This is a genomic window from Serratia entomophila (assembly GCF_021462285.1).
Classification (GTDB): Bacteria; Pseudomonadota; Gammaproteobacteria; order Enterobacterales; family Enterobacteriaceae; genus Serratia; species Serratia entomophila.
The window spans coordinates 2,578,034-2,591,161 of sequence record NZ_CP082787.1 but is presented as its reverse complement, the minus strand read 5'-3'; the positions used below and the strand labels follow the sequence as shown (position 1 = coordinate 2,591,161).

Annotated in this window: 14 protein-coding genes; 5 read left to right on the top strand and 9 right to left on the bottom strand. The window is 64.1% G+C overall.

Annotated elements, in window-relative coordinates; translation table 11 throughout:
• Nucleotides 1-46: 46 nt before the first annotated feature.
• Genes KHA73_RS12645 through KHA73_RS12615 form a run of 7 tightly spaced genes read right to left on the bottom strand, consistent with a single transcriptional unit; the run spans nt 47 to nt 6,516 of the window.
• Nucleotides 47-1,273 carry a Zn-dependent hydrolase gene (locus KHA73_RS12645; RefSeq protein WP_234584664.1) on the bottom strand — a complete coding sequence of 409 codons (1,227 nt, stop codon included), beginning with the start codon at nt 1,271-1,273 and terminating at the stop codon, nt 47-49.
• Nucleotides 1,270-1,761, bottom strand: coding sequence for an L-2-amino-thiazoline-4-carboxylic acid hydrolase (locus KHA73_RS12640; protein WP_234584663.1), 492 nt, complete (start codon nt 1,759-1,761; stop codon nt 1,270-1,272). Before KHA73_RS12640 ends, KHA73_RS12645 begins: the two co-directional genes overlap by 4 nt.
• Nucleotides 1,762-1,783: 22 nt before the next feature.
• On the bottom strand, nt 1,784-2,938 hold the full coding sequence (locus KHA73_RS12635) for a branched-chain amino acid ABC transporter substrate-binding protein (RefSeq protein WP_234584662.1): 1,155 nt from the start codon (nt 2,936-2,938) through the stop codon (nt 1,784-1,786).
• Nucleotides 2,939-2,970: 32 nt separating this feature from the next.
• A complete protein-coding gene (locus KHA73_RS12630) occupies nt 2,971-3,684 on the bottom strand; it encodes an ABC transporter ATP-binding protein (RefSeq protein ID WP_234584661.1) in 714 nt (237 codons plus the stop codon).
• On the bottom strand, nt 3,677-4,447 hold the full coding sequence (locus KHA73_RS12625) for an ABC transporter ATP-binding protein (RefSeq protein WP_234584660.1): 771 nt from the start codon (nt 4,445-4,447) through the stop codon (nt 3,677-3,679). Before KHA73_RS12625 ends, KHA73_RS12630 begins: the two co-directional genes overlap by 8 nt.
• Nucleotides 4,444-5,556: a branched-chain amino acid ABC transporter permease gene (locus KHA73_RS12620; RefSeq protein ID WP_234584659.1), complete on the bottom strand. Its 1,113-nt coding sequence runs from the start codon at nt 5,554-5,556 to the stop codon at nt 4,444-4,446. Before KHA73_RS12620 ends, KHA73_RS12625 begins: the two co-directional genes overlap by 4 nt.
• A gap of 9 nt (nt 5,557-5,565) precedes the next feature.
• The gene (locus KHA73_RS12615) at nt 5,566-6,516 is read right to left on the bottom strand and encodes a branched-chain amino acid ABC transporter permease (RefSeq protein WP_234584658.1); all 951 of its coding nucleotides are present in this window, start codon (nt 6,514-6,516) and stop codon (nt 5,566-5,568) included.
• 170 nt (nt 6,517-6,686) lie between these two features.
• Here KHA73_RS12615 and KHA73_RS12610 point away from each other — a divergent pair, with 170 nt between their 5' ends.
• Together KHA73_RS12610 and KHA73_RS12605 are read left to right on the top strand one after the other, a co-directional pair.
• Complete coding sequence (locus tag KHA73_RS12610; protein ID WP_234584657.1) at nt 6,687-7,619, top strand: LysR substrate-binding domain-containing protein; 933 nt, start codon at nt 6,687-6,689, stop codon at nt 7,617-7,619.
• Nucleotides 7,620-7,698: 79 nt separating this feature from the next.
• A complete protein-coding gene (locus KHA73_RS12605) occupies nt 7,699-8,001 on the top strand; it encodes a cupin domain-containing protein (protein ID WP_234584656.1) in 303 nt (100 codons plus the stop codon).
• On the opposite strand, the gene KHA73_RS12600 is transcribed toward KHA73_RS12605, so the two are convergent.
• Entirely contained in the window at nt 7,998-8,582 is a 585-nt protein-coding gene (locus KHA73_RS12600) for a TetR/AcrR family transcriptional regulator (protein WP_234584655.1), read from the bottom strand. The two genes, KHA73_RS12605 and KHA73_RS12600, sit on opposite strands and share 4 nt — an antisense overlap.
• A gap of 129 nt (nt 8,583-8,711) precedes the next feature.
• On the opposite strand from KHA73_RS12600, the gene KHA73_RS12595 reads away from it, so the two are divergent.
• From KHA73_RS12595 to KHA73_RS12585, 3 genes are read left to right on the top strand one after another with little or no spacing between them, the layout of a single operon-like run.
• On the top strand, nt 8,712-9,767 hold the full coding sequence (locus tag KHA73_RS12595) for a sugar phosphate isomerase/epimerase family protein (protein WP_234584653.1): 1,056 nt from the start codon (nt 8,712-8,714) through the stop codon (nt 9,765-9,767).
• 26 nt (nt 9,768-9,793) lie between these two features.
• Nucleotides 9,794-10,687 (top strand): alpha/beta fold hydrolase, encoded by an 894-nt coding sequence (locus KHA73_RS12590; protein WP_234584652.1) that lies wholly within the window; start codon nt 9,794-9,796, stop codon nt 10,685-10,687.
• On the top strand, nt 10,677-11,573 hold the full coding sequence (locus KHA73_RS12585; protein ID WP_234584651.1) for an alpha/beta hydrolase: 897 nt from the start codon (nt 10,677-10,679) through the stop codon (nt 11,571-11,573). Before KHA73_RS12590 ends, KHA73_RS12585 begins: the two co-directional genes overlap by 11 nt.
• A 48-nt stretch (nt 11,574-11,621) precedes the next feature.
• Here the strand turns inward: KHA73_RS12585 and KHA73_RS12580 are convergent, their stop codons facing one another.
• Nucleotides 11,622-13,055, bottom strand: a complete 1,434-nt coding sequence (locus tag KHA73_RS12580; RefSeq protein WP_234584650.1) for an NAD-dependent succinate-semialdehyde dehydrogenase — start codon at nt 13,053-13,055, stop codon at nt 11,622-11,624.
• Nucleotides 13,056-13,128: the final 73 nt, after the last annotated feature.

Below are 13,128 nucleotides of genomic sequence, written 5' to 3'. Positions count from 1 at the left end.
GAATATATTTTCGCGCCCCCGATCGGCAACCGCGGGCGGAAAGGGATCAGGCGTGAGTATGCGCCAGCAGCGCATGCAGCAGCACGTTGGCGCCGGCGGTGGCCCAGGCCGGGGAGATATCCTCCTGTTCGTTGTGGCTGATGCCGTCCACGCAGGGGATGAAAATCATCGCGGTCGGGGCGACGTTGCTCAGGTAGCAGGCGTCGTGGCCGGCGCCGGAGACCATGTCGTGGTGGCTGTAGCCCAGCGCCTGCGCCGCCTGGCGCACGCTGGTGACGCAGCCGGCGTCGAAACGGATCGGCTGATACTGAAAAATGCGTTCGGCGCGGGCGTTCAAGGCGCCGCTATTCACCTCGGCCACCGCCGCCAGCAGGCGCTGTTCCATCTGTTCGAGCACCGCGTCCTGTGGGTGGCGGAACTCGACGCTGAAGAACACCTTGCCCGGCACCACGTTGCGTGAGTTGGGCGTGATTTGCGCCATGCCGACGGTGGCGCGCGCGTCCGGCATAAAGTTCAGGCCAATGCGGTTGACCGCCGTCACCAGGTCGGCGAAGCCGAGCAGGGCGTCGCGGCGGCGATCCATCGGCGTGGTGCCGGCATGGGCGCTGAAACCCGTGACCTCCAGTTCATACCAGCGCTGCCCTTGCGCAGCGGTCACCACGCCGATCGCGATGTTTTCCGCTTCGAGGATCGGCCCTTGCTCGATATGCAGTTCGAAGGCGGCGTGGATCGGCGCGCCGCCCACCGGCTGTTCGCCGTCGTAGCCGATTTCCCGCAGCGCTTCGCCGATGCTGACCCCCTGCGCGTCGCGGCGCGACAGGCCGTATTCCAGGCTGAACACGCCGGAAAAGACGCCGGAGGAAATCATCGCCGGCGCAAAGCGCGCGCCTTCTTCGTTGGTCCAGTTGATCACCTCAATCGCCCGTTCGGTCAGGATCTGGCGATCGTTGAGGGTACGGATCACCTCCAGCCCGGCCAGCACGCCGTAAATGCCGTCGAAACGGCCGCCGTTGGGCTGCGAATCGCCGTGCGAGCCGGTCACCACCGGCGCCAGTTCGGGGCGCGCGCCTTCGCGGCGCAGGAACATATTGCCCATGCGATCGACCCGTACGCTGCAGCCGGCCTGCAGCGCCCAGTCGCGCAGTTGGTTGCGCGCCAGCCGGTCTTCTTCGCTCAGCGCCAGCCGGGTGACGCCGTTGTTGGCGATGGCGCCGAACTGCGCCATCTCATGCAGGCTGCGCCACAGGCGGTCGCCGTCGATCTGCAGAGTCATTTTTTTTCTTCCTGGGTTTTAGCGGTGTAGCGGAAGTCGCAGCAGGGCGCGCCGGACATGATGGTCTGGCTGCGCTGCAGTTCGACGTCCGGCGCATAGCCGACGATAAACTGGCTGTCGCGGGCGCACGACAGCAGGTGGCCAATCTCGCCCAGCCCCATTTCGTGGTACATCTCGGCGTAGCGGCAGCGGGTGACGTTATAATCAAAATGCCGCTCGTCCTGATTGATCACCTCGACCCGCAGCGCGTCGTCTTTTTCCCACAGGTATTGCAGGGCGGCGAAGCTTTGCAAATCCGCGCCTGCCGGCTCCTGGGCGGCAAACCGCTTGCCGGCGTCGATGGCGGCGTTTTCGATGGCTTCGCCGATCACCGCCTGCGCCCGCGCCTTGCCTATCTCGCGCACCAGGATGTGATAGATTGGCTTGATGATCTCCGCCTCAATACGGCGGCGGGCCAGAATGCCCAATTCGTTTTTTGCACAGCTCATCGGCTTGCTCCTCATTGCTCTCTTATTGTGGTTTGGCGCCGCCCAGCACGGTCTGCGGCTGCCATTTGCCGCCGACTACCTGGTACAGGGTGAAGCTTGGCTGCTGCAGGTTGCCCTGGGCGTCAAAGGCGATGGTGCCGGTCACGCCCTGATAGCGGATGGCGCGCAGCTTAGGCAGGTAGTCGGCCGGATCGGCCGAACCGGCCTGTTCGATAGCGGCGATCAACACCCGGGTGGCGTCATAGGCGAAGGGCGCATGCAGCTCGATATGGGTTTTGTACCGGTCGCGGTAAGCCTGTTCAAAGGCCTTGCCGCCCGGCATTTGCTCCAGCGGCAGGCCAGGCTCCAGCGCCACCACGCCGTCGCCTTCTTTTTGCGCCAGCGTCAGGAAAGTTTGGCTGACAAAGCCGCCGGCGCCCATTAATTGAGCGTTCATGCCCAGCTGTTTCAGGCGGCGGGCCAGCGGCGCCGCCTGCGAATCCACGCCGCCAAAGAAAATCAGGTCGGCGTTTTTACTGCGTATGGTGGTCAGCACCGCGCTGAAGTCGACGGTTTTGTCGTCGACGTATTCACGGCTGACCGGCTGCACGCCCTGGGCCTGCAGCGACTTGATGAACTCATCCGCCAGCCCCTGGCCAAAGGCGGTGCGATCGTCGATGACCGCGATGCGCTTGGCTTTCAGCTCTTTCACCGCGTACTGCCCGGCATAGTTGCCGCCGTCGTCGTCATGGCCCATCACGCGGAAGCTGGTGTCGAATCCTTGTTGAGTATAGCCGTGGCCGGTTGCCACCGGCGCCACCTGAGCTATGCCGGCGTCGTGGTAGATGCGCGCGGCCGGAATGCTGGTGCCGGTGTTCCAGTGGCCGACCACGCCGGCTACGCCTTCGTCCACCAGGCGCTGGGCTACCGCCACCGCGGTGCGCGGATCGGACTGATCGTCTTCAGACAGCAATTTGAAGGTGACCGGCTTGCCGTTCAGCGTCGGCTTCTGGGCGTTGGCGTCGGCGATAGCCAGCTGCGCGCCGTTTTCCAAATCCTTGCCGATGCGCGCGGAAGGCCCGGTCAGCGGGCCGGCCAGGCCGATCAGCACGGTGTCGTCGGCCTGCGCGGGGGCGCTCAGGCCGATCATCACGGCGGCGGCCAACGCCAAGGGGGTAAAGCGAGTTATCTGGTTCATGCAAAGCTCCCGGTGCGGTAAAGGTAAAAGGGTTATTCGCCTAAATAGGCCTGTTTGATTTTTTCATCGTCCAGCATGTCGGCAGACGGGCCGCTGTGGCTCAGGCTGCCGCTGTCCAGCACATAGGCGCGGTCGGTAGACTCCAGCGCCAGCCGGGCATTTTGTTCCACCAACAACAGCGTGACGCCGTCACTGGCCAGTTGTTTGATCACCTCAAAGATCGCTTCCACCACGATCGGCGCCAGCCCCATAGAGGGTTCATCCAACACCAGCAGGCGCGGGCGGCTCAGCAGGGCGCGGCCCATCGCCACCATCTGCTGCTCGCCGCCGGAAAGCAGCCCGGCCTGCTGGTTAAGCCGCTCGCGCAGGCGTGGGAAGGTGGCGTAGATCTGCTCCAGATCCTGCCGCACCGCGGCGCGATCGCGCCGGGCATAGGCGCCGAGCTGCAGGTTCTCTCGCACCGTCATGCGGGCGAAAATACCGCGCCCCTCGGGCACCATCACCAGCCCTTGCTGCAGCAGGCGGTGCGGCGGCACCCCGCGAATCGAACGGCCAGCGAACAGGATCTCGCCGTCGAACGGCAGCAGGCCGGTCAATGCGCGCAGGCTGGAGGTTTTGCCGGCGCCGTTGGCGCCGATTAACGTCACCTGTTCACCGCTGCTTACCGTGAAATCGATGCCTTTAACCGCATGAATGCCGCCATAGGACACTTTTAGCTGTTTTACGCTCAGCAAGGGTTCAGACATGCGCCGCGCCTCCCAAATAAGCCTGTATCACCGCCGGTTCACGCCGCACTTCCGCCGGTTTGCCTTCGGCGATCGCTTTGCCGTAATCCAGCACCGTCAGCCGGTCGCATAGCCCCATCACCAGCTTGACGTCGTGCTCGATCAGCAGCAGGCTGGTGCCGCCGTCGCGGATGCGCAGCAACAGTTCGCGCAGCGCCACCTTTTCCCCGGCGTTCATGCCGGCCGCCGGTTCATCCAGCGCCAGCAGCTGCGGTTCGGTGGCCAGCGCACGGGCGATTTCCAGCCGCCGTTGGTGGCCATAGGAAAGATCGCCGGCGCGATAGTGGGCGAACTGGCCGATGCCGACGTAGTCCAGCAGAGCGTGGGATTTTTCGCGCACCGCCCGTTCCTCCTCGCGGGCGCGGCGATGGCGAGAGATCGCCGCCCACAGGCCGTTGCGGGTGCGCACGTGGCAGCCGACCATCACGTTTTCCAGTACGCTCATGTCATTGAACAACCTCAGGTTCTGGAAGGTGCGGGCGATGCCGGCCTGCGCCACCTTGTCGATCGCCTGCGGCCGGTAGCGGCGGCCCTGCAGGCTGAACTCGCCGCTGTCGGCGCGGTACAGGCCGGTGATCAGGTTGAAGCAGGTGGTCTTGCCGGCGCCGTTGGGCCCGATCAGGCCGTAAATTTCCCCCCGATGGATGCGCATGCTGACGTCATCCACCGCCGTCAGCCCGCCGAAGCGTTTGCTGACGTGGTTCAAAGCAAGCAGCGGCGTCATGAAGCGGCCCCCCGCGAGTGGCGGGCCGGCCATAAACCGGCCGGGCGATACAGCATCACCAGGATCAGCGCCAGGCCGTAGAACAGCTGGCGGACGATCTCCGGATCAACCCATACCTGGCCGAACAGCGCCTGCTGCAACGGCCCCATGCTGCTGCGCAGCAGCTCCGGCAGGGCGGCCAGCAGCAACGCGCCGAGGATCACCCCCGGTATGTGCCCCATGCCGCCCAGCACCACCATCGCCAGCACCGCAATCGACTCCTGCAGGGTGAAAGACTCGGGCGAGACGAACCCCTGGAAGGCGGCGAACAAAGCACCGGCGACGCCGCCGAAGGTGGCGCCCATGGCAAAGGCCAGCAGCTTGAAGTTGCGGGTATTGATGCCCATCGCCCGCGCAGCGTCTTCGTCTTCGCGGATCGCCGCCCAGGCGCGGCCAACGCGCGAATGCTGCAGCCGCAGGCAGATAAACAGGATCGCCAGCAACAGCGCGGCGAACAGATAGTAATAGAGGTACAGCGACGAAAAGCGCACGCCGAACCACTCATACATGCCGGAAAACCGCAGGCCGAACAGGTTGACCGGATCGATGCCGGAAATGCCTTTCGGGCCGTTGGTGATATTGACCGGCCGATCGAGGTTACGCATCAGGATGCGTACGATCTCGCCGAAGCCGAGCGTGACGATCGCCAGATAGTCGCCGCGCAGCCGCAGCGTCGGCGCGCCGAGCAGAATGCCGCATAGCGCCGCCAGCACCGCAGACAGCGGGATCAGCAGCAAAATCGACAGGTGCAGCCCGTTCGGGAACCACTGCAACAGCAGCGGAAACTGTTGCGTCAGGTGCGGGGAAGACAGCAGCGCCGTCAGGTAGGCGCCCACCGCATAAAACGCGATAAAGCCCATATCCAGCAGGCCGGTGAAGCCGACCACGATATTCAGCCCCAGCGCCAGCATCAGGTACAGCAGGGCGAAGTCGATCACTCGCACCCAATAGTTGCCGCCGGCGGCGCCCGCCAGCCAGGGGGCCAGCAGCAGGCCCAGCATGAACAGCGCCACGCCCAGCCGAAGGCGGCGGGGAGCGGTGGTCTGTAGTGTGGAAGTCAGGATAGTCATCGTTACTCCTCAGGCGCGGGTGGCGACGCGTTCGCCCAGCAGGCCGGATGGGCGGAACACCAGCACCGCGATCAGCACCAGGAAGGCGAACACGTCCTGGTAGTTGCTGCCGAAGGTGCCGCCGGTCAGTTCGCCGAGATAGCCGGTGCCCAGCGATTCAAACAGCCCCAGCAGCAGGCCGCCGAGCATGGCGCCGCGCAGGTTGCCGATGCCGCCCAGCACCGCGGCGGTAAAGGCCTTGATGCCCGGCAGAAAGCCCATCGAAAAACCGGCGTTGCCGTAATTGCTGGCCATCATGATGCCGGCCACCGCCGCCAGCGCGCCGCCGAGCGCGAAGGTCAGCACGATGATGCGGTTGGGGTTGATGCCCATCAGGCTGGCGACCTGCGGGTTCTCCGCCGTGGCGCGCATGGCGCGGCCAAAGCGGCTGTGCTCCACCAGCAGCAGCAAACCGGCCATCACCAGCACGGCGACGGCCAGGGTGGCGATCGCCGTGCCGGTGATCACCGCCGGCGCATGCTCCGCGCTGCCGCGCGTAAGCGCTATCGGTTCCATCGGCAACAGCTGCGGGAACATCAGCGGGTTGCGCGACCAGATAAGCATCGCCAGCGTCTGCAACAGCAGCGAGACGCCAATGCCGCTGATCAGCGGCGCCAGGCGCGGCGCGTGGCGCAGACGGCGGTAGGCCAGGCGTTCGATCGCGATTGAGGTCAGCGCGCAGATAGCCATGGCGCACAGCGCGGCCAGCAGCAGCACCGCATGGGCGGGCAGGCTCGGGAAGTGGTGTTGCAACACGCCGATGGCGGACAGGGCGCTCAGCGCGCCGACCATCAACACGTCGCCGTGGGCAAAGTTGATAATGCGCAAGATGCCGTAAACCATGGTGTAGCCCAGGGCGATCAGCGCATAAATACTGCCGAGCATCAGTCCGTTGACGGTCTGCTGTACCAGCGTATCCATAGAGGGAAGTCCCGAAAAATTGATTCAGGCAGGTCACACTAGAGAATTAAAATAATTTGTAAAATACGGAAACATCATTTCTTATACAAAAAATGAGTGTTTTTAATTTATTGATTTATTTGTATATTAATTTCACCCTCGCAGCTGATTTTCCATAAAATTGTCAATATATGAAAAAAACAGAACGATACGACGCGCCGTTGCCCCTGCAGCCCAACGATCCGCCGCTGCGCGCCGTGCGGGCGTTCGAGGCCATCGCCCGGCTGGGCAGCATCAACGCCGCCGCCGTAGAGCTGAATATTTCGCCCTCGGCGGTCAGCCATCAGCTGAAAACGCTGGAGGCGTTTCTGCAGATGCCGCTGACCGAGCGGCAGGGGCGCAACCTGATCCTGCGCAACGAAGGGCGGGAGTATTACCGCTCGATCCGCTCGGCGTTTAGCGTGCTGCGCCAGGCCACCGAACACGTGCGTGAACAGTCCGCTTCGCGGCAGGTCACCATCAGCCTGATACCGCTGTTCGGTATGGGCTGGTTTATCCCGCGTTTGCGCGGTTTTCTGCGTGAAAACCCACAGATTGATATCAATGTGACCTACGCCAACCACCGCAATTACCTCAGCGACGCCGCGGATCTGTCGATCCGTTTTGGCGTCGGGCAGTGGACCGGCTACCGCAGCGAAAAGCTGATGTCCGGCAAAATGGTGCCGGTGTGCAGCCATGCCTTCAGCAAACTGCACGGCCTGCTGGATACCCCGGATCAGCTGGCGACGCTGCCGCTGCTGCACGACGAAGAGCGCAATACCTGGATGCAGTGGTTTCAGCAGGCCGGCGTGAAGCGGCCGCTGCGCAGCACCGGCCCGATGTTTGAAGACGGTTTGCTGACGCTGGCGGCGGTGCAGGCGGGGTTGGGCTGTGCGCTGATGCGTGAACCGCTGATCGAGCCTTATCTCAATAGCGGTGAACTGATCAAACTGTTCGACCTGGCCGTCGACGATGGCCGCGACTATTACCTGTGCGAGCGCCAGGACAGCGAGCTGTCGCAGGAAGGGCGGGATCTGCAGCAGTGGCTGCGGCGTGAAGCGGCGGCTCAGAACGCCGAGTCATAACCTACAACCAAGGGATATTTCAGCCCGGCGCGCGCTCAGGATAGAGTGCAGGCCCATGGGATGAAAATAGGGTATGACGATGCTGTTTGATTTAAACGCGCTGGGCGCCGAACTGCCCGAGGCCTGGCGCTCCAGAGTGCTTGGCCGCGTAGGCGTGGCCAATATCAAAGTGCTGCGCATGGATCCGCGCAGCGTCGAAGAAGAAACGCATGACTACAGCGAAGGCCTGCTGGTGATCAGCGGCCTGCTGCGGCTGGAGGTGGCGGGCGAAGTGATTGACGTGCGGGCGGGGCAGCTGTACCAGGCCGCCGCCGGCGTGCCGCACCGCGTGCTGGCGGGCAGCGAGGGCACGCTGGTGATCGTTGACCTGCCGGAGGGTTAACCCAGCGCCTTCAGCGCGATCTGCACCGCCGCCGTCAGGCGTTCTTTTGTGACGCCGTCACGCGCTTGTGTCGACAGACCGTGCAGGAACGCGGCGAAGTAGTCCCCCAGGCCCTCGGCATCGGTATCGGCCGGCAGCTCGCCGTTTTGCACCGCTCGCTGCAGCCGCCCGATAATGTCCTGGGTGCGTTGCAAACGATGCGCCGCCAGCCAGGTCTTGATCCCGTCGTTTTCCGCGCTGACGCTGGCGGCGGAAGACACTACCATGCACCCCTGCGGCATATCCTGGCGGCTGTACAGCTGCACGGCGTCATTCAGCATGCGTTCGAACGCCGCCCGCACGCCGGTTTCTTCGCTGAACGCCCGATCGGCGAAGCCGCCTTCGTGGCTTTCGTAGCGGGCGACGGCCTCGCGGAACAGCTGCTCCTTGGAACCGAATGCCTTGTAGATGCGGGCGGAAGCGATGCCCAGTTCGGCCACCAGATCCGACATCGAAGTGCCTTCATAGCCCTGGCGCCAGAATAAATCCCGCGCTTTCACTAACGCCTGTTCGCGATCGAACTCGCGTGGTCTGCCTGCCATCCGCCTGCTCCAGTTTGCCTTTCATTCAGCGGCATAGCATTGCCTAAACCAATCAGTTTGTAAATTCCGCTTGCTGCCGCGCGGATTTGCCCCTATTGTTTGTCAATCGACAACCAATAGGAGTTTAGGATGAAAACCATAAAAGGCCCGAGCCTGCATCTTGCTCAATTTAGCGATGACGCCGCGCCGTTCAACAGCCTGCCGGCCATTGCCCAATGGGCCGCCGCCACCGGTTTTAAAGCCCTGCAAATCCCGGCCTGGGATCGGCGGCTGTTTGACCTGGCCACCGCGGCGGAAAGCCAAACCTACTGCGACGATGTTACCGGCATGCTGGCGGAACAGGGGCTGGAGGTCAGCGAGTTGACCACGCATATTTTCGGCCAGCTGATGGCGGTGCACCCGGCCTATGACGCACTGTGCGACAACTTCGCGCCGGCGCAGCTGCATAGCAACCCGCAGGCGCGCGGCGAATGGGCGCGCGAACAGCTGCTGCTGGCGGCGCGGGCTTCAGCCCGGCTCGGTTTGAGCGAAATGGGCACCTTCTCCGGTTCGCTGGCCTGGCCGTATTTGTTCCCGTTCCCGCAACGCCCTGCGGGGCTGATCGACACCGCGTTCGATGAACTGGCCAAACGCTGGCTGCCGGTGCTCGACGCCTGCGAGGAGCAGGGGGTGAACCTGTGCTATGAAATCCACCCCAGCGAAGATCTGCACGACGGCGTGACCTTTGAGATGTTCCACCAGCGGGTGGGCGCGCATCCGCGCTGCCAAATGCTGTTCGACCCGAGCCACTTTGTGCTGCAGCAGCTTAACTACCTGGATTTTATCGATATCTATCGGGATTTCATCCGCATGTTCCACGTCAAGGATGCCGAATTCAATCCGACCGGCCGCCAGGGCATCTATGGCGGTTATCAGTCATGGGCCGATCGCGCTGGCCGTTTCCGTTCGCTAGGCGACGGCCAGGTGGATTTCAGGGGGATCTTCTCCAGGTTGACGCAGTACGGCTATGAAGGCTGGGCGACGCTGGAGTGGGAATGCTGCCTGAAGAACCCGCAGGATGGCGCACGCGAAGGCGCGGCCTTTATCCGCGAGCGCATCATCAACGTCACCGACAAAGTATTCGACGACTTCGCCGGCGCGCCGGTTAACCAACAGCAAATCAACGCGCTGCTTGGCATCCGCTAAGCCGCCCCTCAACACGGAGAATATCCATGAAACAGCACGAAAACGGGTCCATGCCGTATGGACCTGAGCCGGAACACGCCTATGTGAAAGTTAATGGCCAGCGCATACACTGCGCGATCCTCGGCGAAGGCGCGCCGGTGCTGCTGATCCCCGGTTGGCCGCAGACCTGGTACACCTGGCGCCATGTCATGCGCGCGCTGGCCTCGGCCGGGTTTCAGGCGATAGCGGTCGATCCGCCGGGCATCGGTGACTCGGACAAGCCGCTGGGCGGTTATGACACCGGCAGCGTGGCGGCGACCCTGCACGCGGCGATGGCGCAGCTGGGGCACTCAGGTTACCAACTGGTAGGGCACGATATCGGCATGTGGATCGGCTACGCCATGGCGAGCGACTTCCCGGCGGCGGTTGAGCGGCTGGTGCTGACCGAAGCGGTGATCCCCGGGTTGGCGCCGGCGCCGCCGATCTTCGTCGCGCCGGAGGAAAACATCTTCCTGTGGCACTTCATGTTCAACCAGCTGGCGGATTTGCCGGAAGCCCTGACCCTCGGACGGGAACGCCAGTACCTCAGCTATATCTTCAACCGTTGGTCGCATCGGCGCGATCGCGTGGCGGCGGAGACCTACATCGCCGCCTATTCGGCGCCCGGCAGCCTGCGCGCAGGGTTCGACTACTATCGCGCCATTCCGGAAACCATCCGGCAAAATCAGCTTCGCGCCGCGGCTCGCCTCGCTATGCCGGTGATGACCATCGGCGCGGAGCACGCCACCGGCGACGCGCCTTTCGTCACGCTGCGGGACAATGCGCACAACCTGCGTGGCGAGACGATTGCCGGCTGCGGCCATTTTATTACCGAAGAGTGTCATGAGGCGTTTATCGCGCTGCTTCTGCCGTTTCTGTCGGGAGAACGCGATGCCGCTTGATGCACAGATAGCCCGCCTGCTGGCGCAAACGGCGGGGGCCGCCGCCCCGGCGTCGCTGGCGGCGTTGCGCGCCAATACCGACATTGGCCTGCGCGCCTTGCAGGGCGAAATGCCGGCCAGCGGCGGCGTGCGGGACTGGGCGGCCATCGCCGACGACGGTTATCGCATCCGCATTCGCGCCTATTCGCCTGTCGGCGCTGCGGGCGGGGCGCAGCCCGCCATGCTGTTCGCTCACGGCGGCGGCTGGTGTTTGGGATCGTTGGCGCTATACGACCAGCCTTGCCAGGCGCTGGCCAACGCCGCCGGGCGGGTGGTGTTGTCGGTGGACTACCGGTTGGCGCCGGAGCATCCGTTTCCGCGGCCGCTGGAGGACGTGTATCAGGCCCTGTGCTGGGTAGCCGAACAGGCGGCGTCGTTGGGGATAGACGCCGCGCGTCTGGCGATCGGCGGCGACAGCGCAGGCGGTAATCTGGCCGCGGCGGCAGCGCTGCTGGCCAGGGATCGCGGCGGCCCGCGCATTGAACATCAGCTGCTGCTGTACCCGGCGCTCAGCCGTGAGATGGCGACGGCCAGCTATCGGGAATTCGCCGAAGGCTACTTTTTGACGCGCGAGGCGATGGTTTTTTGCTGGCAAAACTACCTTGGCGCGCGGCGCGATCCGCTGGCCGAGCCTCTGCACGCCGCCTGTTTGGCCGGGCTGCCGCCGGCCATTATTGCCAGCTGCGAATACGATCCGCTGCGCGACGAGGCCGAACGCTATGCGCAACGGCTGCGTGAGGCGGGGGTGGCGGTACGTTGCGAACGGTTGGCGGGGATGGTGCACGCCTGCATGCACATGCTGGGGGTGACCCCGGCGGCGCGGCAGTTGTTCGCGCTGGCTGATTAAAAGACAAAAGCCCCGCAGTGCGGGGCTTTGCAGTTTCATCGGGGGGCATTAGCGGCCGGCGACGGTCACAAAGCGGGTTTCCAGATAGGACTCGATCGCTTCGCTGCCGCCTTCGGTGCCGTGGCCGGAGTCTTTCACCCCGCCAAACGGCGTTTCCGGCAGGCCGAAACCGATATGGTTGATGCTCAGCATACCGCTTTCCACGTCGCGGCCCAGGGCGTTGACGGTAGCGACGCTGCGGCTGTAGGCATAGGCCGCCAGGCCGTACGGCAGACGGTTGGCTTCGGCGATGGCCTCCTCATAGCCGGCGAAAGGCCGCAGCAGAGCGACCGGGCCAAAGGGCTCTTCCGACATGGCGCGCGCGCTCAGCGGGACGTCGCGCAGCACCGTCGGTTCAAAGAAGTTGCCTTTACCGGCCACGCGTTTGCCGCCGGTGCAGGCTTTCGCCCCTTGGGCAATCGCGTCCTTCACGAAGCCTTCGATGGCGTCAACGCTGCGGCCCAATACCATAGGGCCCATGGTGACGCCTTCTTCCTGCCCGTTACCGAGCTTGATTTCGCGCACCGCCGCGGTGAACTTCTCCACAAAGGCTTCATAGACGCCTTGCTGGATCAGAAAGCGGGTCGGAGCGATGCACACCTGGCCGGCGTTGCGGAACTTGGCCTGCGCCAGTTCTTTGGCGGCGGCGTCCAGATCGGCGTCGTCAAAAATTAACACCGGCGCGTGCCCGCCCAGCTCCATGGTGGCCTTTTTCATATGCTGGCCGGCCAGCGCCGCCAAGTGCTTGCCCACCCGGGTGGAGCCGGTGAAGGAGATCTTGCGGATGGTCGGATGCGGGATCAAATATTCTGAAATTTCCGCCGGAGTGCCGTACACCAGCGCAATCACGCCGGCCGGAACGCCTGCGTCGGCGAAGGCGCGGATCAGCTCCGCCGGGGAAGCGGGCGTCTCTTCCGGGCCTTTGACGATGATGGAGCAGCCGGCTGCCAGCGCGGCGGACAGCTTGCGCACGATCTGGTTGATCGGGAAATTCCACGGCGTGAACGCGGCTACCGGGCCTACCGGCAGCTTCAGGGTTTGCTGCTGCACGTCGCGGGCGCGGGAGGGGATTATCTGGCCGTAGGTGCGGCTGGCTTCGCCGGCGAACCAGTCGATCACGTCGGCGGAGTTGAGAATTTCGACCTTGGCCTGCGCCACAGGTTTGCCCTGTTCCTGCGACATGATCGCCGCGATGGATCCGGCGCGCTCGCGCAACAGCGCGGCGGCTTTGCGCATCAGGATGGCGCGCTGATAGGCGGAAGTGTCGCGCCAGAGGTGGAAACCGCGCTCGGTGGCGGCCAGCGCCAGATCGAGATCGGCGTGGGCGGCGTGGGCCACCTGGCCAATCACTTCATCGGTAGCGGGGTTGGTGACCGGGATGGTTTTGCCGGCCAGCGCGTTGCGCCATTGTCCATCGATATACAGTTGAGTATCCGGGTACATTATTGCCTCTTGCTTTCGGGGGATCAGGGGGGCGGTTGTCGTACGCGATGCGGCCCGCCTGAACCGGACAGGG

Excerpts from the sequence above, each read along its gene's own strand:
- KHA73_RS12600 (WP_234584655.1), bottom strand. The coding sequence starts at position 8,582 with ATGGCAGGCAGACCACGCGAGTTCGATCGCGAACAGGCGTTAGTGAAA.
- KHA73_RS12635 (WP_234584662.1), bottom strand. The coding sequence starts at position 2,938 with ATGAACCAGATAACTCGCTTTACCCCCTTGGCGTTGGCCGCCGCCGTG.
- KHA73_RS12645 (WP_234584664.1), bottom strand. The coding sequence starts at position 1,273 with ATGACTCTGCAGATCGACGGCGACCGCCTGTGGCGCAGCCTGCATGAG.
- KHA73_RS12625 (WP_234584660.1), bottom strand. The coding sequence starts at position 4,447 with ATGACGCCGCTGCTTGCTTTGAACCACGTCAGCAAACGCTTCGGCGGG.
- KHA73_RS12620 (WP_234584659.1), bottom strand. The coding sequence starts at position 5,556 with ATGACTATCCTGACTTCCACACTACAGACCACCGCTCCCCGCCGCCTT.
- KHA73_RS12605 (WP_234584656.1), top strand. The coding sequence starts at position 7,699 with ATGCTGTTTGATTTAAACGCGCTGGGCGCCGAACTGCCCGAGGCCTGG.
- KHA73_RS12640 (WP_234584663.1), bottom strand. The coding sequence starts at position 1,761 with ATGAGCTGTGCAAAAAACGAATTGGGCATTCTGGCCCGCCGCCGTATT.
- KHA73_RS12585 (WP_234584651.1), top strand. The coding sequence starts at position 10,677 with ATGCCGCTTGATGCACAGATAGCCCGCCTGCTGGCGCAAACGGCGGGG.
- KHA73_RS12630 (WP_234584661.1), bottom strand. The coding sequence starts at position 3,684 with ATGTCTGAACCCTTGCTGAGCGTAAAACAGCTAAAAGTGTCCTATGGC.
- KHA73_RS12590 (WP_234584652.1), top strand. The coding sequence starts at position 9,794 with ATGAAACAGCACGAAAACGGGTCCATGCCGTATGGACCTGAGCCGGAA.
- KHA73_RS12615 (WP_234584658.1), bottom strand. The coding sequence starts at position 6,516 with ATGGATACGCTGGTACAGCAGACCGTCAACGGACTGATGCTCGGCAGT.
- KHA73_RS12580 (WP_234584650.1), bottom strand. The coding sequence starts at position 13,055 with ATGTACCCGGATACTCAACTGTATATCGATGGACAATGGCGCAACGCG.
- KHA73_RS12610 (WP_234584657.1), top strand. The coding sequence starts at position 6,687 with ATGAAAAAAACAGAACGATACGACGCGCCGTTGCCCCTGCAGCCCAAC.
- KHA73_RS12595 (WP_234584653.1), top strand. The coding sequence starts at position 8,712 with ATGAAAACCATAAAAGGCCCGAGCCTGCATCTTGCTCAATTTAGCGAT.